General features: G+C 69.7%; 21 protein-coding genes. 16 read left to right on the forward strand and 5 right to left on the reverse strand.

Annotation, left to right across the window (positions count from 1 at the left end; all coding sequences use genetic code 11):
- Window positions 1-53: 53 nt before the first annotated feature.
- Window positions 54-842, forward strand: a complete 789-nt coding sequence (locus QZT59_RS16045) for an HAD-IIA family hydrolase (protein ID WP_290818663.1) — start codon at window positions 54-56, stop codon at window positions 840-842.
- Between the two features lie 84 nt (window positions 843-926).
- On the opposite strand, the gene QZT59_RS16050 is transcribed toward QZT59_RS16045, so the two are convergent.
- Window positions 927-1,373, reverse strand: a complete 447-nt coding sequence (locus tag QZT59_RS16050) for an acyl-CoA thioesterase (RefSeq protein WP_290818665.1) — start codon at window positions 1,371-1,373, stop codon at window positions 927-929.
- Between the two features lie 313 nt (window positions 1,374-1,686).
- Here QZT59_RS16050 and QZT59_RS16055 point away from each other — a divergent pair, with 313 nt between their 5' ends.
- The 6 genes from QZT59_RS16055 (at window position 1,687) to QZT59_RS16080 (ending at window position 8,349) form a co-directional block, all read left to right on the forward strand.
- Window positions 1,687-3,459: a TraB/GumN family protein gene (locus QZT59_RS16055; RefSeq protein ID WP_290818667.1), complete on the forward strand. Its 1,773-nt coding sequence runs from the start codon at window positions 1,687-1,689 to the stop codon at window positions 3,457-3,459.
- Complete coding sequence (locus QZT59_RS16060; protein ID WP_290818669.1) at window positions 3,456-4,079, forward strand: metalloprotease; 624 nt, start codon at window positions 3,456-3,458, stop codon at window positions 4,077-4,079. The genes QZT59_RS16055 and QZT59_RS16060 overlap by 4 nt, the downstream gene beginning before the upstream one ends.
- A gap of 118 nt (window positions 4,080-4,197) precedes the next feature.
- Window positions 4,198-5,094 carry a helix-turn-helix domain-containing protein gene (locus tag QZT59_RS16065; RefSeq protein ID WP_290818671.1) on the forward strand — a complete coding sequence of 299 codons (897 nt, stop codon included), beginning with the start codon at window positions 4,198-4,200 and terminating at the stop codon, window positions 5,092-5,094.
- Between the two features lie 91 nt (window positions 5,095-5,185).
- Window positions 5,186-6,622, forward strand: coding sequence for an MFS transporter (locus QZT59_RS16070; RefSeq protein ID WP_290818673.1), 1,437 nt, complete (start codon window positions 5,186-5,188; stop codon window positions 6,620-6,622).
- Between the two features lie 73 nt (window positions 6,623-6,695).
- Window positions 6,696-7,679, forward strand: coding sequence for a phosphoribosylformylglycinamidine cyclo-ligase (purM, locus tag QZT59_RS16075; protein ID WP_290818675.1), 984 nt, complete (start codon window positions 6,696-6,698; stop codon window positions 7,677-7,679).
- A 79-nt stretch (window positions 7,680-7,758) separates the two neighbouring features.
- A complete protein-coding gene (locus QZT59_RS16080; protein ID WP_290818677.1) occupies window positions 7,759-8,349 on the forward strand; it encodes a hypothetical protein in 591 nt (196 codons plus the stop codon).
- Between the two features lie 36 nt (window positions 8,350-8,385).
- Here the strand turns inward: QZT59_RS16080 and QZT59_RS16085 are convergent, their stop codons facing one another.
- Together QZT59_RS16085 and QZT59_RS16090 are read right to left on the reverse strand one after the other, a co-directional pair.
- Window positions 8,386-8,892 (reverse strand): macro domain-containing protein, encoded by a 507-nt coding sequence (locus QZT59_RS16085; protein WP_290818679.1) that lies wholly within the window; start codon window positions 8,890-8,892, stop codon window positions 8,386-8,388.
- A 180-nt stretch (window positions 8,893-9,072) separates the two neighbouring features.
- Window positions 9,073-11,187 (reverse strand): S9 family peptidase, encoded by a 2,115-nt coding sequence (locus QZT59_RS16090; protein WP_290818681.1) that lies wholly within the window; start codon window positions 11,185-11,187, stop codon window positions 9,073-9,075.
- A 137-nt stretch (window positions 11,188-11,324) separates the two neighbouring features.
- On the opposite strand from QZT59_RS16090, the gene QZT59_RS16095 reads away from it, so the two are divergent.
- Window positions 11,325-11,492: a hypothetical protein gene (locus QZT59_RS16095; RefSeq protein ID WP_290818683.1), complete on the forward strand. Its 168-nt coding sequence runs from the start codon at window positions 11,325-11,327 to the stop codon at window positions 11,490-11,492.
- A 402-nt stretch (window positions 11,493-11,894) separates the two neighbouring features.
- Here the strand turns inward: QZT59_RS16095 and dpsA are convergent, their stop codons facing one another.
- Entirely contained in the window at window positions 11,895-12,440 is a 546-nt protein-coding gene (dpsA, locus tag QZT59_RS16100; RefSeq protein WP_290818685.1) for a DNA starvation/stationary phase protection protein DpsA, read from the reverse strand.
- A 323-nt stretch (window positions 12,441-12,763) separates the two neighbouring features.
- Between dpsA and QZT59_RS16105 the strand changes: the two genes are divergently transcribed.
- Together QZT59_RS16105 and QZT59_RS16110 are read left to right on the forward strand one after the other, a co-directional pair.
- A complete protein-coding gene (locus QZT59_RS16105; RefSeq protein ID WP_290818687.1) occupies window positions 12,764-14,233 on the forward strand; it encodes an aldehyde dehydrogenase in 1,470 nt (489 codons plus the stop codon).
- A 128-nt stretch (window positions 14,234-14,361) separates the two neighbouring features.
- Complete coding sequence (locus QZT59_RS16110) at window positions 14,362-15,348, forward strand: carbohydrate kinase (protein ID WP_290818689.1); 987 nt, start codon at window positions 14,362-14,364, stop codon at window positions 15,346-15,348.
- 145 nt (window positions 15,349-15,493) lie between these two features.
- On the opposite strand, the gene QZT59_RS16115 is transcribed toward QZT59_RS16110, so the two are convergent.
- Complete coding sequence (locus QZT59_RS16115; protein ID WP_290818690.1) at window positions 15,494-15,970, reverse strand: metal-dependent hydrolase; 477 nt, start codon at window positions 15,968-15,970, stop codon at window positions 15,494-15,496.
- 141 nt (window positions 15,971-16,111) lie between these two features.
- Between QZT59_RS16115 and QZT59_RS16120 the strand changes: the two genes are divergently transcribed.
- The 6 genes from QZT59_RS16120 to QZT59_RS16145 form a co-directional block, all read left to right on the forward strand.
- Window positions 16,112-17,254: a YihY/virulence factor BrkB family protein gene (locus QZT59_RS16120; RefSeq protein WP_290818692.1), complete on the forward strand. Its 1,143-nt coding sequence runs from the start codon at window positions 16,112-16,114 to the stop codon at window positions 17,252-17,254.
- Window positions 17,255-17,426: 172 nt separating this feature from the next.
- Window positions 17,427-18,062, forward strand: a complete 636-nt coding sequence (thiE, locus tag QZT59_RS16125; protein WP_290818694.1) for a thiamine phosphate synthase — start codon at window positions 17,427-17,429, stop codon at window positions 18,060-18,062.
- Window positions 18,055-18,888: a hydroxyethylthiazole kinase gene (gene thiM / locus QZT59_RS16130; protein WP_290818696.1), complete on the forward strand. Its 834-nt coding sequence runs from the start codon at window positions 18,055-18,057 to the stop codon at window positions 18,886-18,888. The genes thiE and thiM overlap by 8 nt, the downstream gene beginning before the upstream one ends.
- Window positions 18,889-18,905: 17 nt before the next feature.
- Window positions 18,906-19,316, forward strand: a complete 411-nt coding sequence (locus tag QZT59_RS16135) for a hypothetical protein (RefSeq protein WP_290818698.1) — start codon at window positions 18,906-18,908, stop codon at window positions 19,314-19,316.
- Between the two features lie 52 nt (window positions 19,317-19,368).
- On the forward strand, window positions 19,369-19,845 hold the full coding sequence (locus QZT59_RS16140) for a YbaK/EbsC family protein (RefSeq protein ID WP_290818700.1): 477 nt from the start codon (window positions 19,369-19,371) through the stop codon (window positions 19,843-19,845).
- Between the two features lie 197 nt (window positions 19,846-20,042).
- The coding region (locus tag QZT59_RS16145; protein WP_394348667.1) for a metal ABC transporter solute-binding protein, Zn/Mn family at window positions 20,043-20,443 on the forward strand (401 nt) is incomplete at its 3' end.

The following is a 20,443-nucleotide window of genomic DNA, read 5'->3' on the forward strand; positions in this document are numbered from 1 at the left end:
CCGTCCGTCGGCGAACCCGAACGCCTTACCGTCCCCGCGTCCCAGTCCGTCCAATGACAGCCTACGAGGGCGCGATCCTCGACGTCGACGGCACGATCGTTCGCGGTGAGGAACTCGTTCCGGGGGCCGTCGACGGCCTTCGAGCGATCGATTCGGCCGGCATCCCCCGACTGTTGTTCTCGAACAACCCCACCCGCGGGGCGGCCCACTACCGCGAGCGCCTCGGGAACCACGGGATCGACGTCGACCCGTCGACCGTGCTCACCTCGGCGACCGTCACCGCGGAGGTGCTCGCCGAGCGAGAGCCGGAGGGTACCGTCTTCCTGATCGGCCACGACCGGCTCCGGGTCATTCTCGAGGAAGCCGGCATCGTGGTGACGGCCGATCCAGCCGAGGCCGACGTCGTCGTCGGATCGATCGACTTCGAGTTCGACTACGAGAAACTGCGGCGCGCGCTCGCGGCCCTCAACCGCGAGATCCCGTTCTACGGCACGGACCCGGACGTGACGATCCCGACCGTGGACGGGTCGGAGCCGGGTTCCGGCGCCATCCTCGCCGCGATGGAAGCCGTCGCGGGTCGCGAACCGGACGCGATCTTCGGAAAACCGTCCGAGACGGCGGCCGAGCGGGCGATCGACCGGCTCGGCGTCCCCGCCGCGGACGTGCTCGTCGTGGGCGATCGCCTCGACACCGACGTGGCGCTCGGCGAACGCGCCGGGATGACCACGGCGCTGGTCCTCACCGGCAGTACGGATCGGGCGTCCCTCGCCGCCTCGTCGATCGAACCGGACCACGTGCTCGACTCGGTGGGAGACGTCGCGGAACTGCTCGCGACCGAGTGATCGGCGCCGCCGACGACCGTTTCGTCACCAAGGTGGACCACCTGCCCGCCTCGCTATCAGCGCGGACCCTGCCCGTCTCGCCGATCAGCGCTCGGCCGCTTCGTCGTCCAGCGCGGCTCGCCGCAATCGCTCGCCCCGGTCGCTGGAGACCGTCAACTCCGGGACCGCGGTCGGTCGCTCGTCCTCGTCGATCGCCACGTAGACGAAGTACGATTCGGTCGTCTTCTCGCTCTCGCCGGTGCGGAGGTCCTCGCGCTCGACCGTCACGCGGGTCTTGACGCTCGTTCGGCCCGCGTCGTAGACGTACGCGGTGACGAGCGCCGTGTCGCCGAGTCGGATGGGCAGTTCGAAGTTCATCCGATCGACCCGCGCGGTCACGCACGTCTCCCCGGCGAATCGCATGGCGGCCATCGCGCCAACCTCGTCCATCCACTTCATCACGTTCCCGCCGTGGGTCTTCCCCAGCATGTTCGTGTGGTTCGGCTGGACGATCTCCCGGTTCTGGATGTAGGTCTCCATCAGGTCCGTCATGGCCGAGACGAGGCGGGTCGGAGGAAAGACGCTGTTGGATTGGCGTCGCCGACGTCGAGCTTCGGTTCCGGCGACCCGGGCGTCCCCGCCACCGGTTGTTTCGGTTCCGGCGATTCGGGCGTCCGCGAAGCGGGGTGGTTCGCTTCCGGCGAACCGGACGTCCACGAAGCCGGTCTTCGAGAAACCCCGTTCCGGCGATCCGGGCGTCCGCGAAGCCAGCCTTCGGTACCCTCCGTTCCCACGAACGCCGTCGACGACCGCCGCTCAGTCGGTTCGATACCCCTAAAAGCCGCCGGCTTGTTGACCGTCAGTAATGAGCGACGTAGGCGAGGACGGCGCGCCGGCCCCGCCGGCACCCCCCGACCGGGAGCGAGGCGAGGTGCGGGTGGTCGGCACGGCGCACGTCTCGCAGGCGAGCGTCGAGGAAGTCACCGAGACGATCGACGAGGAGCGTCCGGACGTGGTGGCGGTCGAACTCGACGAGGGGCGGTACCGACAGTTGCGCGGCGGCGCGCCCGAGGACATCGAGGCGAAGGATCTGCTCTCCGGGAACACCGTCTTTCAATTCCTGGCCTACTGGATGCTCTCGTACGTCCAGTCGCGCCTCGGCGAGCGGTTCGACATCGAACCCGGTGCGGACATGAAGGCGGCCATCGACGCCGCGGAGGGCCACGGATTGGGCGTCGCGCTCGTCGACCGGGACATCCAGGTGACGATGCAGCGCTTCTGGGCGCGGCTCTCCTACGGCGAGAAGGCGAAGCTGATCGGCGGACTCGCGTTCGGCGTGACCGACCCCAAGACGGTCGGGCTGGCGTTCGGCGCCGCGCTGGGCGCGTTCTTCGGGATCGTCTTCGCCGCGTTCGTCGCCCCGTGGCTGGGCCTCGGCGACGCGCTGGCGCTCGGGATCACCGATCCGACGCTACTGCAGTACGTCGGCGCCGTCGGCATCGGCACCGTAGCGGGCCTCCTCTTCGGAATGCTGTTTCTCCCCTCGCTGGACGACGTCGGCGGGAACGGCGGCACCTACGTCAGCGGCTTCACGCTCCGGCTGCTGGCCGGCGCCGCGCTGGGCGTCGCCGCGGCGGTGGCGCTCGTGGCGACCGAGACGTTCGTCGGCCCGCTCTCCGCCGGCTCCGTCGAGAGCGCGGGCACGCTGTCGATTCGCGGCACGGTCGGCGTCCTCGCCGGGCTCGGAATCGGCTCGGGACTCGGCCTGCTCGTCGGCACGCTCATGGCGTCGACAGCGGACGAGGTCGAGGATCTGGACGAAATCGACATCGGAGAGCTCACCGACGGCGACGTCGTCACCGCGATGATGGAGGAGTTCCGGCGGTTCAGTCCCGGCGGGGCGGAGGCGCTGATCGACGAGCGCGACGCCTTCATCGGCCATCGGCTCCACGCGCTGCGCGAACAGGGCTACCGGGTCGTCGCCGTCGTGGGCGCCGGCCACCAAGCCGGCATCGAGCGCTACCTCGAGAATCCCGAGACGCTGCCGCCGGTCGCGGCGATCTCGGGGACCGACTCCGGACGACGGTTCTCGATCGCGAAGGTGTTCGGCTACCTCCTGATGGTCGGTTTCGTGGCGTTCTTCTTCCTGTTGCTGATGGCCGGCGTCCAGGACACCCTGTTGTTGCAGCTGTTCCTGGCGTGGTTTCTGATCAACGGTATCTTCGCGTTCGCGATGGCGAGGTTGGCCGGCGCCCGGTGGACGAGCGCCGGCGTCGGCGGCGGCGTCGCCTGGCTGACGAGCATCAACCCGCTGCTCGCCCCGGGCTGGTTCGCCGGCTACATGGAACTGCGCCACCGGCCGGTCAACGTGGCCGACATCCAGACGCTCAACGACCTCATCGGCGACACCGACCGACCGCTGGACGACCTGTTCGGTGACATGCTCGACGTCCCGCTGTTCCGGCTGATCATGATCGTCGCGATGACCAACGTCGGAAGCATGATCGCGACCTTCCTCTTCCTGATCGTCGTGCTGCCGTGGTTCGGCACCGAGATCGGGGGGACGAGCGAACTGATGAACGAGCTGTTCCGGGGTGCCCGTAACAGCCTGGAACTGCTCTGGGGGCTGTTGCCGTGAGCTACGCGATCCGCAGCGGCATCGCCTTCAGCGAGAAGGAGCTCCTCGACCTCGCGGCGGCCTGGATCGTCCTGAGCGTCGCGTTCGCGCTGCTGATCGCGCGGGAACCGGGAACCGGCGGCTTCGACGTGGCCGCGATGCCGCGATGGACGGCCCTTTCGTTCGTGACGGTCGGCGTCGCGTTCCTCTTGCACGAACTGGCGCACAAGGTCGTCGCGATTCGCTTCGGACAGGTCGCCGAGTTCCGGGCCGACTACAGCATGCTCTTTCTCGCCATCATGAGCGCGCTGATCGGCTTCCTCTTCGCCGCGCCCGGCGCCGTCTACCACCGCGGCCGCATCACCCTCCGCGAGAACGGGCTCGTCGCCCTCGCGGGACCGGTTACCAACCTCGCGCTCGCCGCGCTCTTCCTGCCGCTGATGTTCCTGCCGGGCGTGGCCGGGGACGTCGGTCGGCTCGGCGTCTGGATCAACGTCTTCCTCGCGGCGTTCAACATGATCCCGTACGGCCCGCTCGACGGCAAGTCGGTCAAGGACTGGAACACGAGCGTCTTCGTGCTCGTGTTCGTCCCCAGCCTCCTGCTGGCGCTGTACGTGATCCTTTTCGTCGGGTTCCGGTGAGGGTCGTCCCTCGCTCCGATCGAACAACCGACCTCGGCGCGTCCCCGTTCCGAAACGGGCCGCCTCGTGATCGGGACGTGGCGGTGGAATTATCAGCACCTCGATCGAACGACTCCGCATGACGGAGACGGGTTCGAACGGGGACGAGCGGGTGGTCGACGCGCTCGATCCGGCCGAGGCGTTCGAACTGCTGGCCCACGAGACGCGGTTCGCGATCCTCGAGGCGTTGAACGACGCGGACGGACCGGTGGCGTTCAGCGAGCTGCGCGCCGCCGTGGGCGCGGACGATCCGGGCGGGTTCAACTACCACCTGCGAAAGCTGACCGGCCGGTTCGTTCGCGACGGCGACGACGGCTACGAGATCGCTGGGCCGGGACGGCAGGTGGTCGGCGCGGTCCTCTCGGGGGTCTACACGTACCGGCTCGACGCCGACCCGGTTTCGATGCCGGCGGCGTGCCTGGGATGCGGCGGCGACATGGAGACGCGATTCGACGAGACGGCCGTCCGGATGGTCTGTCTGTCCTGCGATACGACGTTCCACCCGATCGCGATTCCGCCGGGCGTCCTCGAGGGCTGGCCCAGGGAGCGGACGCCCGACGCGATCGACCGCTGGGTCCGTCACATCCGACAGACGGCCGAACTGGGCCTCTGTTACACCTGTGGCGGGCGGACGCGACGCCGGGTCGACCCGCTGGATGAGGACGCGCCGGCGCACCTCCTGCGGCTCGACCTCGCGGCTGTCGTCGAGAACTGGTGCGGGCGCTGCGGCGCGCACTGGCGAGAGTTCCCCGCCGCGGGCGTTCTCGCGAAACCGTCCGTGATCGCGTTCCACCACGAACACGGCCTCGATGTCCAGAAGACGCCCTTCTGGGAACTGGACTGGCTCGAGACCGGGGTCTCGTCGATCGCCGCGGCCGATCCGCTCCGGGTCGAGGTGCCGATCGAGATCGAGGACGAAACGCTGGTCGTCACGACCGACGACGAGCTCTCGGTCGTGGCGACCCGCCGAATCTGACGCCTCGATTAGAGGAATCGAGTTCTGCAAACCCGCGAACAGAAGTGTATTTCTAATTACACTTAGGTGGGCGGCGACCGTCGTCCGAAACATGACGACGCTCCGCTCGAACGTCTCGTTCCGTCGCCTGTTCGCGGGCCGGCTCGTGACCAACGTCGGCGACAGCCTCTACACGGTCGGCGCGATGTGGCTGGTGTACGAACTGACTGGCTCGCCGCTGTACACGGGCGTCGCCGGCTTCCTGGTGCAGGCCCCGCGCGCGTTCCAATTCCTCGTCGGGCCGCTCGTCGATCGGTGGCCGCTCCGGCCAGTGCTCGTCACCACGCAGGTCGCGCAGGCGGTCTTCGTGCTCGTCGTCCCGGCCGCGGCCGCCGTCGGCCGACTCAACGTCTGGATCGTTCTCGCCGTGATGCCGGCGCTCGCGTTCCTCAACCAGTTCGTCTACCCGGCCCAGAGCGCGGCGCTACCCCGAATCGTCGAGGGCGATCAGCTGGTACGGGCGAACTCGCTGTTCTCGATGGCCTACCAGTCCTCCGACGCGATCTTCAACGCCGCGAGCGGAATCGTCATCGCGACGGTCGGGGCCGTGAGCCTGTTCGCGCTCAACTCCGTGACGTTCGCGATCGCGGCCATGCTGTTTTTCGGGGTCGTGATTCCACCGCGCGGGACGAACGTGGATTCCGAAACCGGCGTCTCGAACCCCGGCGAGTCGGATCCCGGCGAGTCGGATCCCGGCGAGTCGGAATCTCGAGACGGTCCGACCGCGATCGCGGACGGTGCGGGCGAGCCGACGGACGCGGCGCGCGACCGGGAAACCGGTTCCGCCGCCGACTCGTCCGTCGACGACGGGGGCGGCGATCCGGGATACGTCGAGGAACTTCTCGAGGGGGTACGGTACCTGCGCGGCTCGGCGGTCGTGTCGCTGGTGCTCGGCGTGATGGTGGCGAACGTCGCGTTCGGGGCGACGCTGGCCGTCCTGCCCGCGTTCGCGGATTCCATCGGCGGCCCGACGACCTACGGCGCGCTGATGGCGGCCTACGCCGGCGGAATGTTCGTCGGGACGGTCGGATCGAACCTCGTCGAGGAGTACCCGTACGGACTCTTCTGCGCCGCCGGGTTCGCCTGGGCGTCGCTCGCGCTGACCGCGGCCCTCGTCGTGCCGTGGTTGTGGGGGACCGTCGCGCTGTTTTTCCTCACGTTCGTCCCGGTCGGCGCGTTTAGCGTGCTCTTCTGGTCGATGGTTCAGTCCGCCGTCGACGACGCGCTCCTCGGTCGCGTGACGTCGATGACGTCGAGCATCGCCGCGATCATGCTTCCGCTGGGCTCGCTCGGCGGCGGCGCCCTGGCGGGCGTCGTGGGGGTCTCGGCGGTTATCGCGATCCTGGCAGTCTTCCTCGCTGGGTTCGGCGGCTACTTCGTGGTGAACGCGCGATTGCGGCGGCTCCCGCCGGTCCCCGAGGCGACCGAGTCGTCGCTCGGACTCCGACGATCCGTCGGGGCCGACTCGGCGGCGTCTCCGTCCGACTGACGCCCGCGGCCGGGGTGACGAACCGCCGGGCCGGACCGGTGACCTTTTGCCGACGCTCCGAGGTCGTTCAGGCATGACCGACCGAGACGAGGAGGGGCTCACCTACGCCGAGACGGGGGTGGACATCGAGGCCAGCGAGGACGCCACGGCGGCGCTCCTCGACGCCTTCGGAAGCGATCTGACGACCGAGTACGCCGGCCTGCTCGACATCGGCGATCGCTACCTGGCGCTGGCGACCGACGGCGTCGGGACGAAGCTGCTGGTTGCGACGGCGATCGGGGACTTCTCGACGATCGGCATCGACTGCATCGCGATGAACGTCAACGACCTCGTCGCCGCCGGCGTCGAGCCGGTGGCGTTCGTCGACTACCTCGCGATCGACGAGCCGGACGAGGCCGTCACGAACGAGATCGGTGAAGGGCTCGCGGTCGGCCTGGAGCGGGCCGACCTCACCCTGCTCGGCGGCGAGACGGCCGTCATGCCGGAGGTCGTCACCGGATTCGACCTCGCGGGAACCTGCGCTGGCCTCGCGGAAACGGACGAGGTGCTCGATGGGGAGGCGACCGTCGGCGACGCCCTCGTCGGCTTCCCCTCGAACGGGATCCACTCGAACGGGCTGACGCTCGCCCGCGAAGCCGTCACCCGCGAGCACGAGTACGACGACCCGTTTCCGCCGATCCCCGAGCGGACGATCGGCGAAGAGCTCTTGCGCCCGACGCGGATCTACACCGACTTGCTCGACCCAATCCGCGAGTACGACGTCAGCGCGGCCGCTCACGTCACCGGCGGCGGTTGGACCAACCTGCTCCGGATGGGCGACCGGCGCTACGAGATCGACGACCCGCTCCCCGCCCAGCCCGTCTTCGAGTTCGTCCAGGAGGAAGGCGCCATCTCCGACGAGGAGATGCACCGAACGTTCAACATGGGAACCGGCTTCGTCCTCTCGCTCCCGGAGGCCCAGGCCGCGGAACTCGCGGCCGAGACCGACGGCGCGGTGATCGGCCGCGTCGTGGAGGGGAACTCGGTCGAGATCCGCGGCCTCTCGCTGGCGAACTAGACGGGGCGCGGACGGTATCGGTCAAACGCGGATTTCACCTACCCGCACCGTTTTGAGAGGCGGCGTGCGATGGTGGATCATGGGCGGTCGACGGATACTCGACAGACGACGGCTACTGTTACTCGCGGGCGCGACGATTCCGGCGACGACCGCGGGCTGCCTCGAGGGCGGGTCGCTCTCGGAGCCGGATTCGAACGACGCCGGCGGCGCCGATCCCGATCGTCCCGCGGTGGATGTCGAGTACGACATCGAGAACGAATGGACGTACACGACGGCCGCCGAAGTGCCCGGAGACGAGTCTGTCGTCGTCGTCACGTCCCGCACGGAGGCGGATCGAACCTTCGAGTTCGACCGAATCGATCGAGCGGAGATCCGAGAGTCGCGACGGACGTTCGTCGAGCGTACGGACTTCGGGGAGTCGCTCCTCTGCTTCGTCCGCGGTCGGGGGCCCCAGACCGGGTACTACCTCGAGGTCGAAAAAGTGAGCGCGGACGCGGAACGGATCGACCTACGGATCGTCACCAGCCACGACGACGCCGGCGTCGGCGACGCGGTCTCGGAACCGACCGCGCTCGTACGGTTGACGCCGACCGTTCGGCCCTCGCTCGTCCGCGTCACGATCGTCGACGGCTGGGACGAGATCTCGACCGCCGAAGTGAAACTCGGGTGATCGCCGCGGCGGGCGCCGCTCGATCGGCGACGGCGATCACCCGCTGGTCGGTCCCGCGACGTCCCGGATCGTCTCGTACTCCTCGTCGCCGTAGGCGATGAAGCGAACCTCGGCGAGCGTATCCGGCTCGTAGTCGTCGATCTCCTCGGCGATGATCGCGGCGCCGTCTTCGAGATCGAACCCCGCCACACCGCAGCCGAGCGCGGGCATCACGAGCGACTCGCAGCCGAGTGCGTCCGCCCGCTCCAGCGCGTTGCGCGTCGCGTCGCCGATGCTCGCTTCGGTGGCCTTCCCGTCGCCGTAGTGGGGCATCGCCGCCGCGTGAATCACGTACTCGGCGTCGAGGTCGTAGGGGTCGGTGACGGCCACCTCGCCGAGGTCGACGGGCCCCTTCTCCGTCGCTTCCTCGTCGATTTCCTCGCCCGCGCCGCGCCGGAGCGCGCCGGCGACGCCCGACCCCATCCGCAGGCTCGTCCCGGCGGCGTTGACCAGCGCGTCGGCGGACTGTTCGGCGATGTCGCCCTGAACCACGTCGAACTCCATGACCGTCCGTCGATACGCCGGGGCGAAGAAAAAGCGATTCGCCGTCGCCGCGCGGCCGTCCTCGGTCCGTCGGCACGTCGACGTTGCTCTGCGCTCTTCGATCCGTCGGCACGCCGACGCTGCTCGGCCATCCTCGGTCGTCGGCACGCCGGCCCGCGCGGATCGTGACGGTCGACGGGTTCAGTTCTCCGATTCGTCCCCCGTCGCCGGATCGAATCGCCCGAACCAGCTCGCGAGTTCTTCGAACCGGTGGATCGCGCGGTCGGGGTCGCCCACGTCGTGGTGTTCGTCCGGGTAGACGACCAGCTTCGCGGGGACGCCCCGCTTTTTTACGCTGACGTAGAGCTGCTCGGCCTGGGACGGCGGGCAGCGCCAGTCTTCGCCCCCTGCAGTGACGAGCAGCGGCGTCTCGATCTCGTCGACGTCTTCGATGCTGGAGGCCGCCGCGTACCCCTCCGGGTTCTCCCACGGGAGTCCGTAGTCGTTCTCCCACCAGACGTGACAGTCGTCGGTGCCGAAGCACGAGCGCGCATCGTAGATGCCGTGCTCGGGGGCCGCGGCGGCGAAGCGGTCCGTCTTCGTGACGGCGTAGGCCGTGAGCACGCCGCCCTGGGAGAACCCCGTGCAAAAGAGGCGGTCGGGGTCGGCCCACCCGCGCTGGACGAGCGCGTCAACGCCGGCGAGGACGTCCTGGACCTCGATCGAGTTCCACCGGCCCTGCAGGGTCTCACAGAAGTCGCGCCCGTAAGAGGTGCTGCCCCGGTAATTGGGCTTGACCACGACGTACCCGCGACTCGTCCAGCAGGCGTCGGCGAACGAAAAGCGGGGCTCGTCGTAGGACATCGGGCCGCCGTGGATCGCACAGACGAGGGGACGGGGTTCCGGATCGTCCGCGTCCAGCTCCTCGGGCGCGTAGACGATCGCCTCGATCCCCGTCCCGTCGTCGCTCTCGTAGGTCACGCGCTCGCATCGCGGGGTCGGCCAGCGGGCGAGTTCGTCGTCGTTGACGGCGGTGAGTCGTCGAACGTCGGGTTCGGCCGCGTCCAGGTCGTCGACGTCGACGGCGTGGACGTCGGTTCCCTCGCTCGGGTGACTCAGGAGCACGGCGACGGTCCCGTCGGCGTGATCGAGCCCGCGAATCGCCCGGTCGGATCCCTGGGCCTCGAACGTTCGCTCGACGCCGGAGCCGTCGACCGCCGCGCGGACGAGCCGCGTCCGCCCCTCGTCGCCGACGGCCGTCAGGAGCGCCTCCTCGTCGAGCCACTGTGGCGTTCCGGCGCGAGCCAGCGTCCGATCGAGGTCGACCGTCACCGGCCTGATCCTCCCGCCGTCGAGGACGTACAGCTCCGTCGGGGCGTACTGGTTGTCCGGGTCGCTCCCGGCGAAGGCGAGTCGATCGCCCGTCGGCGACCAGCGCGGCGCGCCGGTCCACAGCGACCCGTCGGTGAGCCGCTCGGCGTCGCCCCCGCCGGGCGAGACCGCGTACAGGTCGACGGCGTACCCGTCGTCCGGACGTTCGCCCCGGTACGAGCGGAAGACGATCCGGTCGCCGTCAGGCGACCACCGCGGCTGGAGCCCGCCTCTGGGCGTGACGAGTCCACCGCCGTCGTGGGCGTCGTCCAGCCGCGTCGCCTCCCTGCTCTCCGCGTCGACGACGAAGAGGTACGTTCGAACCGTGTCGAGCCACCCGGCTCCGTCGTGCTTGTGCTGGAGGCGCTCGGTCTCGATCGGCCCGCCTTCCTTCCGACGATCGAGGTACGCCCGCTCCTCGTCGGTCGGGTCGCGCGCGGCGACGACGATCCGCTCGCCGTCGGGCGCCCAGTCGAACTCGCTCGCGCCCTCCTCGAGCGTCGTCAGTTGCCTGGCGTCGCCGCCGCGATCGAGGTCGAACGCCCACACCTGGGTGTCGGGATCGTCGTCGGCTTCACCGTCACCCTCGTCGGGAGATTCGTCGTCAACCTCCCCGTCGACTGTCCGATCGCCCGTTTCGTCGGTCTGGTCGCCGTCCGGCGAGCCGTCGACGGCGATCGCGACGTCCTGCTCCCGGGCGGCCAGAAACCCCAGCTTCGAGCCGTCGGGGCTGAACGTCGGCGAGGTCGCGTTCGCCACGCGGGTCAATCGGTGGGGCGACCCGGCGCCGTCCGCGGGGACGACGAATAGCGATCGCCGGGACTCGTCCTCGTCGCGATCGAATTCTTCCGTGACGAAGGCGACGCGAGCTCCGTCGGGCGAAACGGCGAGAGACTCGATCGAGGCGAGATCGTAGTACTCGTCGAAGGGAATCGGCCTCGGCATTGATGCGACAGGGTCGTCGGACCACTTCAGCCCACCGGTCTCGCGACCGGGACTCGACGTGGGCTCGGCGTTCCGGCGGGCCGGGGACGAGCACAACGTTTATAGATTTAGGCTCGCCTAACTTCACTCGATACTCGATGGACGTCCCCGCCCGAAGGCAGGATGCGGATGCCGACGAACCGATCGACGAGCCGTCGGCGATCGTCACGAGCCACGAGACCAGGCCGGGCCGGCTGGTCTTCACCGAGCGCGACAACACCGACGGCTGGATCGCCACGAATTTCGCGGTCGAGCTGGAACGATAACCGGCCGGGCGGTCGCGTCGTTCTCGCCGAGCGCCGCGGCGACGTTACCGACGCGCGTTTCGTCCGACCCGCGCGGTCACTGCGGTTTTCAGCCGTCGCTCCGGCACGTTCCTCCCTCTCTCGGTTCGATACCGCTCGCCCGTTTTGCCGCCCCGTTCGTCTGCGGCGTCGACCTCTTCCGTTTTTGCCACTCCGTTCGTCTGCGGCGTCGACCTCTTCCGTTTCGCCACTCCGTTCGTCTGCGGCGTCGTGGTCGTCCGCTTTGCCACGTCCAACGTCCGTAGCGGCCGCTCGATAGCGGAGTCGTCGTCGCTTTCGGTCGAACGTGTCGGTTCGGTCCGTTGGACGTCGGCCGAGGGGCGCTCCAAAAACGGTGCGTCCGCAGCGTTCGCTCGAGCGGGATTATTTCGTCGCCTCTTCGAGCACCAGCGTGTCGTCCTCGAGGTAGTGCTCGAAGTGGTGGGCGTCCTCCTCGACGGTGACGAGGATCTCCCGGAGGATCTCGCCGGTCGCGTAGTCGCCGAGGTTGTCGGCGAGTTCGATGCTGTCGCGCATCGACTCGATGATCTCCCCGTACATCTCGAGGTCGTTCTCGAACATCGTGCGGACGTCGTAGACGTCCTCGCCCTCGAACTCGACCGTCGCGCGACGCTCGAGGTTCGCCGGCCCGGAGACGGGGACGCCGCCGAGCGCCTGGGCGCGCTCGGCGATGATGTCGGCACCTTCCTCGGCGTGTTCGTAGGCTTCCTCGGTGAATCGGTGCAGCGGAAGGAACTCGGCGCCCTCGACCACCCAGTGGTGCTTTTTGAGCTGGTGGTAGAGAACGTACGCGTTCGCGAGTTCCGTGTTCAGCGCGTCGACGATCTGCTCGGCCCTGTCCGTGTCGATGCGGAGGCTGCTCTGCTCGATAGCATCGGCTTGCTGGCGGACGGTCTTCTGGGTACTCATCTCGACTCAAACTACCGCCCCGACGCCCTTAAACATTGCCCAATCGAAACAATTTTTCGAATAATAGAAAATCCAGTTTTCGATTGCAGGCCCGAAGCCTATGCGTTCTGCCCCCGTCCCGGGGGCTGGTACGGTGAGGACGGTACGCGGCTGTCGTGGGACTGTCGTCGGTCGGTGTGGACGCCGAACGGCGGGTCCCCGAGTTGTGAGTTAGAGCCGCGAGGGATCCCCTACACGCCGCCTGCGGACCCGCCCCAGAACGGCTCGGAACAATACTCCTATAGTGAGTAAATATTTTATCGTCGGCGCTCGTAGGCCGCCATATGGGTACGAGCATCGCACAGCGACGGGAGCGACTGTACGTGGCGGGCGAGTGGATCGATACCGACGGGACGATCGCCGTCACGGACCTGGCCGCCGGCGGGACGTTCGCCGAGATCGCGGCCGCGGGCCCGGCCGAAGCGAGACGCGCGCTCGCGGCGGCCCACGAGTTGAAGCCCGTGCTCCGACGAACGACCGTGGTCGAGCGCGCGGGGTGGTGCGAGGCGATCGCCGAGGGGCTCGACGCGCGCGAGGAGGAACTCGCCGAGGTCATCGTCCGCGAGGCGGGCAAGCCGATCTCCTCGGCCAGGGGCGAGGTGACCGCCGCGGCCGAGCGGTTCCGCCGCGCGGCCGAGGAGGCCCGCAACATCGTGAGCAAGGGCGAGTATCGCGAGGGCTCGACCGAGGGCCACGAGGGGTGGCGCGCGATCGTCAAGCACGAGCCGATCGGGACGGTGCTGTGCATCACGCCGTACAACTACCCGCTGGCGACGACCGCGCTCCAGGTCGCGCCCGCGCTCGCCGCCGGCAACGCGGTCGTCCTGAAGCCCGCGACCAAGACGCCCATCTCCGCGGCGATCCTCGCGGACGTGATCGCGGGCGTCGAGGCGATCCCGGACGACGCGTTCCACTTCGTCCCCGGCGAGGCGAGCCGGATCGGGGACGTGCTCTCGGGAGACGAGCGGGTGAACGCCATCGCCATGACCGGCTCCTCCGGCGCCGGCAAACACGTCGCCCGCGAGAGCGGCATGGTCAACCTCCACATGGAACTCGGCGGGAACGCGCCCGCGATCGTCTTCGAGGACGCGGACCTCGCCGACGTCGCGGGCAGCTGTGCCAAGGGGTCGTTCAAGTACGCCGGCCAGCGGTGCTCGGCCGTCTCGCGCGTCCTCGTCCACGAGGAGGTACACGACGACCTCGTCGACCTGATCGACGGCCAGATGGACGCCTGGCGGGCGGGGAACCTCTTCGACGAGGACACGGCGCTCGGTCCGCTCATCAGCGTCGACCAGGCCGAGTGGGTCCAGGAACTCGTCGACGAGGCCGTCGAGAAGGGCGCGACTCTCGTCCGCGGCGGCGAGCGCCGCGCGCCCGAGGGCGTCCCGGACGAACTCGCGGACCAGTTCTTCGAGCCGACCCTATTGGCGAACGTGCCCCGCGACGCCCGGATCGTCGACGAGGAGCAGTTCGGACCCGTCGCCGCCGTCACGACCTTCTCGGACCGCGAGGAGGCCGTCGAGATCGCAAACGCCTCGGACCTGGCCCTCGACGCCGCGGTGTTCACCAGCGACTACGACCGCGCGCTCGAGGTCGCCGAGCGCGTCGACGCCGGCGGCGTCCGCATCAACGGCCCGCCCTCCCACGGCCTGGGCGACGTCCCATTCGGCGGCAACAAGGACTCGGGAATCGGCCGCGAGGGGCTCGACGCCTCGATCCACGAACTGATGCGGACGAAGAGCATCGTCCTGTAGGCGCCGTCCCTCGCGTCCCAGCCGTTCCCGTCGTCGTCCGATCGATGGACTCCGGTTGCCGCGGACGCGGCGAATTCCCCCCCGCTCGCCGCGCTTATACCGACGCGCGCCGTCGGTGACCTACACGCATGAGTCGGGACGTCCTGGTCGCCGGCGAGACGCTGATCGACTTTCTTCCCGAGCGGGCGGGCCCGCTGACCGACGTTTCGGGATTCGACCGTCGGCCCGGCGGTGCGCCCGCCAACGTCGCCGTCGCGCTGGCGCGCCTGGACCGGACCCCGCTGTTCTGGACTCGGCTCGGATCCGACCCGTTCGGGCGGTACCTGGAAGGCGTCCTCGACGACGAGCGCGTGCGCGCCGATTTCGTCGAGCGAGATCCGTCCGCGCAGACATCCCTCGCGTTCGTCACGCACGACGACTCGGGTGACCGCGCGTTCACCTTCTACCGGGACGGGACCGCCGACACGCGGATGGAGCCCGGACGGGTGCCGGACGAGACCCTCGCCGACTGCTCCTGGGTGCACGCGGGCGGCGTGACGCTCTCGAGCGGCCGATCCAGGGCCGCCACGCTGGATCTGCTGGAGCGTGCCGCGAGCGCGGGGTGCATCGTCTCGTTCGACGCCAACTACCGGCCGGAACTCTGGGACGACGAGGCGACGTTCCGCCTGGTCGCGCGCGACGCGCTCGTTCACGCGAACGTGTGTAAGGCGACGCGAAGGGAGCTCGCCCGCCTCGGATTCGACGGCGAGACGGACCGCGAACTCGCCCGCGACGCCCTCGAGGCCGACCTCGACGCCGTCTTCTGCACCCGGGGCGACGAAGGCGCCCTCGCCGTCGCGGCCGGCGACGCGTTCGACGCGATGGCGGGCGGGCCGTCGTGGGCGGAGAGCGCCGAACACGGCGGCTACGACGTGGACGTCGTCGACGCGACGGGCGCCGGGGACGCCTTCCTCGCGGGCGCGATCGCGGCCGCTCTCGACGGGCGCGACCTCGAGGGGACGCTCGCCTTCGCGAACGCCGTGGCCGCGTCGGCGACGACCGCGGCGGGGGCGATGGCCGCGCTCCCCGGCCGCGAGCGAGTCGAGGCGGTGTTCGAGGGAAGCACGTCGCCGTAACGGCCGGCGCCGTCCGACGGCGGTCGAGACGCGGATGAGCGATCGACCCGTCGGGCGGCCGCGATGACCGACCCGTCTCTCGGCGCGCGAGCGCTCGTCGTTCGCGGTCTCAACGGTAGGCTCTCGCCGGATCAAGAACCGTCTCTCACCGCACCAACAGCGTGAACGCCGCGATGGCGAGGCCGCCCGCGACGAACAGGACGCGGTTCGCCCGGCGATTCTTCGAGTAGACGAGTTCGAACGTGTAGGAGGCCGAGGAGAGCGGTTCGAACGGTCTGATTCCCATCGGCGTGACGACGTCGGCGAACAGGTGCGAAGCGAGCGCCGTCGCGGCCGCGGCGGCGACGATCGTCCCGGCGAGCCCGGCGTCGGCGCCGATCAGCGGCGCCGCGACGGATCCCGCGATGCCGGCCGCGATCGATCCGGCGACGACGAACCAGACGGTGTGGGTTAGACCGCGGTGGGCGATCGGGAGCCGCTGGTCGACGTCCGGAAGCGTCGAGAGAGCCACGGCGACGAGGAGGCCGACGACGGCCAGCCGCCGCGCGCCCGTCGCCGCGACCCACGCGCCGAGCGGCGCGTACGCGATCGCCGCGGCGCCGACGTGTCCCTGCCAGTACACACCCCGGAGTACGCGACCGATCCTATCAACGTGTCGCCCGCACCCGCGGTCGTCCCCCGACGACCGGCGGGAAAGACGGGGTCGCTCGCGGTCGGAAGCTGCAAGCCGGTCCGCTAATCCCGCACGCGTCCTGATTGGCGTATGACCGCGACCGCGGACGCCGTCGACTTCGGGAAGACTGTCGTCGCCGGCGTGCAGGAGCGCAACGTGACCTTCATGGCGGGGAGCATCGCCTACTACGCGTTCGTCTCGCTGATTCCGCTGCTCGTGCTGGTGTTCTTTCTCGTCTCCGCCGTCGGCGACGAGGCGCTGGCCGAGCGCGTGACCGCGATGACCGAGGGGTTCCTCCCCGAGAGCGGCCAAGAGCTGCTCGAGGGCTCGATCGAGGGGTCCGTGGGTAGCGCCGGCGCTTCGATAATCGGCCTCGTGACCCTCTCCTGGGGCGCGCTCAAGATCTTTCGCGGGATCGACACCGCCTTCTCGGAGATCTACGGGACGGTCGGCGAGGCGTCGTTCGTCGAGGGGCTGCGCGACGCCGGGATCGCGTTCGGCGCCATCGGCCTGGCGCTGCTCGCCGCCATCGCCGCCAGCGTCGCCTTCGCGATCGCTCCCGTGGGCTCGCTCGTGGGCGTCCTCAACCCGCTCTTGCTCGTGATCGGCTTCACGATCGCGTTCTACCCGATGTTCTACTACTTCCCCGACGCGCCGGTCACCCGGCGGGAGATCCTGCCGGGCGTGGTGGTCGCGGCGGCCGGCTGGGCCGCCCTCCAGGGACTCTTTCAGGTCTACGTGGCGCTCGCGGGTGCCGGCGGCGGCGAGATCCTCGGCGCGATCTTGCTCTTGCTCACCTGGCTGTACTTCGGCGGGCTGGTCCTTCTCGTCGGTGCCGTCGTGAACGCGGCCCGCGGCGGCTACCTGTCCGACCTCGAGGCGGTCGAGGGAGTTGCCGACGGCGCGGAGGACGACGTGGGTCGCGCGGACGAGGTGAGCGCCGGATACGACGCCGTCGAACGGAAACCCGACCGACTCGAGCGGCGGATCGAGAATCTGGGGGCCGAGCGCAACCGGCTGCGGACGGAACTCGCCGCGGAGCGCGAACGCCGCGATCGGCTGGAGGACGAAGAGACGGCGCTGACCGAACGGGTCGCCGAACTCGAACGTGAGACCGCCCGCCTTCGCCGCCAGCTCGACCGTCAACGCGGGCCGTGGTGGCGCCGATTCGGTCGTCGAGTCGCCGACCGATTCGACGAGGTCAGCGTCGGAACAGTGCGTCGGAATCGCTGACCGACGCGCGCCGGAAACTCGCAGCGACGCGGGCCGGAACCCGGCACCGACGCGCCGACGGCCCACCGCGGAGCGGGCCGGAACCCCGCACCGACGCGCCGACGGCCCACCGCGGAGCGGGACGGAAGCGCCGTTCGAAGCCCCTATGGGGCCGCCCGACGGACTGAGCGGTGTGACTCCCTCGAACTGGCGGACCTACCTCGTGACGCAGGAATCGCTCTCGGCGGGCCGGTCGACCCGAGCGGTCGTCGAGGCGGCGATCGACGGCGGGATCGACGTCGTCCAGCTTCGGGACAAGGATCGATCCGCGCGCGAACGCTACGAACTCGGCCGCGAGCTCCGGGAGCTGACCGCGGCGGCGGGCGTCCCGCTGATCGTCAACGACCGGGTCGACCTGGCGCGGGCGATCGACGCCGACGGCGTCCACGTCGGGCAGTCGGACCTCCCGGTGTCGGTCGCGCGCGAACTGCTCGGCCCCGACGCGATCGTCGGCTGCTCGGCCTGGCGGGTCGAGGAGGCCGAGGCGGCCGAGCGCGCGGGCGCGGACTACCTCGGAACGGGCGCCGTCTACGGCACTTCCTCCAAGGACGTCGAGCCGGAGAAGGACGGCATCGGTCCGGAGGGCGTCGCCGCGGTGGTGGACGCGGTCGACGTTCCGGTGTTCGGCATCGGCGGCATCACCCGCGAGAACGCGGCGCCGGTGATCGAGGCCGGCGCGACGGGCGTGGCGGTGATCAGCGAGATCACGGCGGCGGAGGATCCGACCGCCGCGACCGAGCACCTGGCGGAGGTGGTCGGCAATGTCTGAATCGACCCCGGTGAGCGCCGACGGGTTTACGGACGCCCTGCGAAGCGTGCGGGAATCCCGGACCCTCGTCCAGCACCTGACGAACCGGGTGACGATGAACGACGTCGCGCAGGTCACGCTCCACTGGGGCGCGCTGCCGGTGATGGCGGACACGCCGGGCGACGCCGAGGAGATGGTGGCCGCCGCGGGGGCGGTCTACCTGAACATCGGTACCGCCTCGCCGGCGGAGGTAGAGACCATGCTCGCCGTCGGACGAGAGGCGAACGACCGTGGCGTCCCCGTCGTCCTCGACCCCGTCGGCGCGGGTGCGACGCCCACGCGACGGGAGAACGCCGAGCGCCTGCTCTCGACCGTGGACTTCGCCGCGATCAAGGGCAACCACGGCGAGGTGAGCGCGCTCGCCGGCGTCGAGGCCGAGGTCCAGGGCGTCGAGTCGATCGGGGAGTACGACGAGATCGACGAGACCGCGCGGGCGCTCGCCGACTCGACCGGCGCGACCGTCGTCGCCTCCGGGGTGACGGACGTCGTGGCCGACGGCGAGGCCGCCTACGAGCTGACCGTCGGTCACGAGCGGATGGGCGAGGTCGTCGGCACCGGCTGCGTGCTCGGCGCGACGATCGCCGCGTTCTGCGGGGCCGTCGTCGAGCCGATCGACGCGGCGCTCTACGGTACCCTCGGGTTCGGCCTGGCGGGCGAGCGCGCGGCCGAGACGGACCACGACGGGCCGGCGAGTTACCGGATCGCGTTCCTGGACGCGGTCGCGAACGCGTCGCCGGCGGACGTGGCGACTCTCGACCTCGCCGGTCGGATCGAACGCACCGTCTGATCGACCCGATCCGATCGATGTCCGAACTGGATTCCGCCGTCACGGCCCACGTACGCGAGAGCCACGCCGACGTGATCTCCGCGGTCGACCGATGCGCCGACGCGGTCGCCGCATCGTGGGATGGCCGACGAGCCACCGCGCGCGAGGAGGTTTCCGACCCCCTTCGCGCGGCCCTCCGCGAGGCGGGCGTCCTCGACCGACTGCCGCACGTGCTCGCCGACGTCGTCGGCGCGATCGGCCACGAGATTCCGGCCAGTCCGGTCGCCGCGCCGCCGTACGTGGTGGTGACCAGCCGCGGTCCGATGCTCCGGGCGACGATCGAGCCGGGTCGGCTGGTGGTCCGTCTGGACGCGTTCGACGTCCGACCCGAGCCCGGCGCCCGCTACGAGCGACTGGACGGCGTCGAGGTCGTCGTCGACCTCGAGTGAGGTCGTCCGGCCGATCGCTGGATTTTCGATCCGTCCCGCCGACCACCGAACGATGCACGAGCGCGCAGCGGAGTTCGCCGATCGAGCGCGGGAAGCGTACGGGTTCGACCCCGAAGTGTTCGAGTTCCCCGAGGGGACCAAGACGGCGGCCGACGCGGCCGACGCGATCGACTGTGACGTCTCCCAGATCGCGAGTTCGCTCGCCTTCGACGTCGACGGTGAGCTCGTCGTCTCCGTGACCAGCGGCGCGAACCGGGTGAGCGAGGCCGCGCTCGCGGACGCCTTCGACGTCGACCCGTCCGGCGTGACGATGGCCGATCCCGACCGCGTTCGGTCGACGCTCGGCTGGTCGATCGGCGGCGTGCCGCCGTTCGGCCACGACGAATCGGTCCCGGTCCTGCTGGACGAAACGCTTCTGCAGCACGAGACGGTCTGGGCTGCCGCCGGGACGCCGTCGGCGGTGTTTCCGATCGCACCCGAGGAACTGCGACGGTACGCGGGTGCCGAGCCGGCGGCCGTGGCGGAGTGACGGGCGCATCGGAGCGCGCATCGCCCGGTCTCGCCGGACCGACTTCGTTTCGAAGACCTCGGAGGGCGCGGCGGTCGGTTGCAGCGGGCCGATCCGACTTCTCGTTAACAAGACACCCTCTCTCTGTACCTCTGATTATTAACAAAGAGGGTATAGATAATAACACTTTTATTCCGGGGCGCTAACGGACGACTATGATGCGAACACGACGTTCGGTACTCGAGGCGAGCGCGGCAACGATGGCCGCCGGCGCGATCGCCGGCTGTCTCTCCGAAGTGGGTGACGACGCGTTCGACGCCGACGACGGCGGCTACGCGGCCTTCTTCACCCTCCACGACTGGGCCGAGCAGGTCGGCGGCGACGTGATCGACTTCGAGAATCCCGTCGACGTCGGCGAGATGGGCCACGGCTGGAGCCCCGACGGCGACCTCGCCTCGGACGTCGCGACGTCGGCGATCTTCGTCTACCTCGACTCGCCCGAGTTCTCGTGGGCGCAGGATCTCGCGGACACGCTCGAACGAGATTACGAGGACGACGTCGTCCTCGTGAACGGGCTCGAGGGAATCGATCTCCTTGAATGGGACCACGACCACGACGA

Source organism: Halovivax sp. (assembly GCA_007119345.1).
Lineage (GTDB): Archaea > Halobacteriota > Halobacteria > Halobacteriales > Natrialbaceae > Halovivax.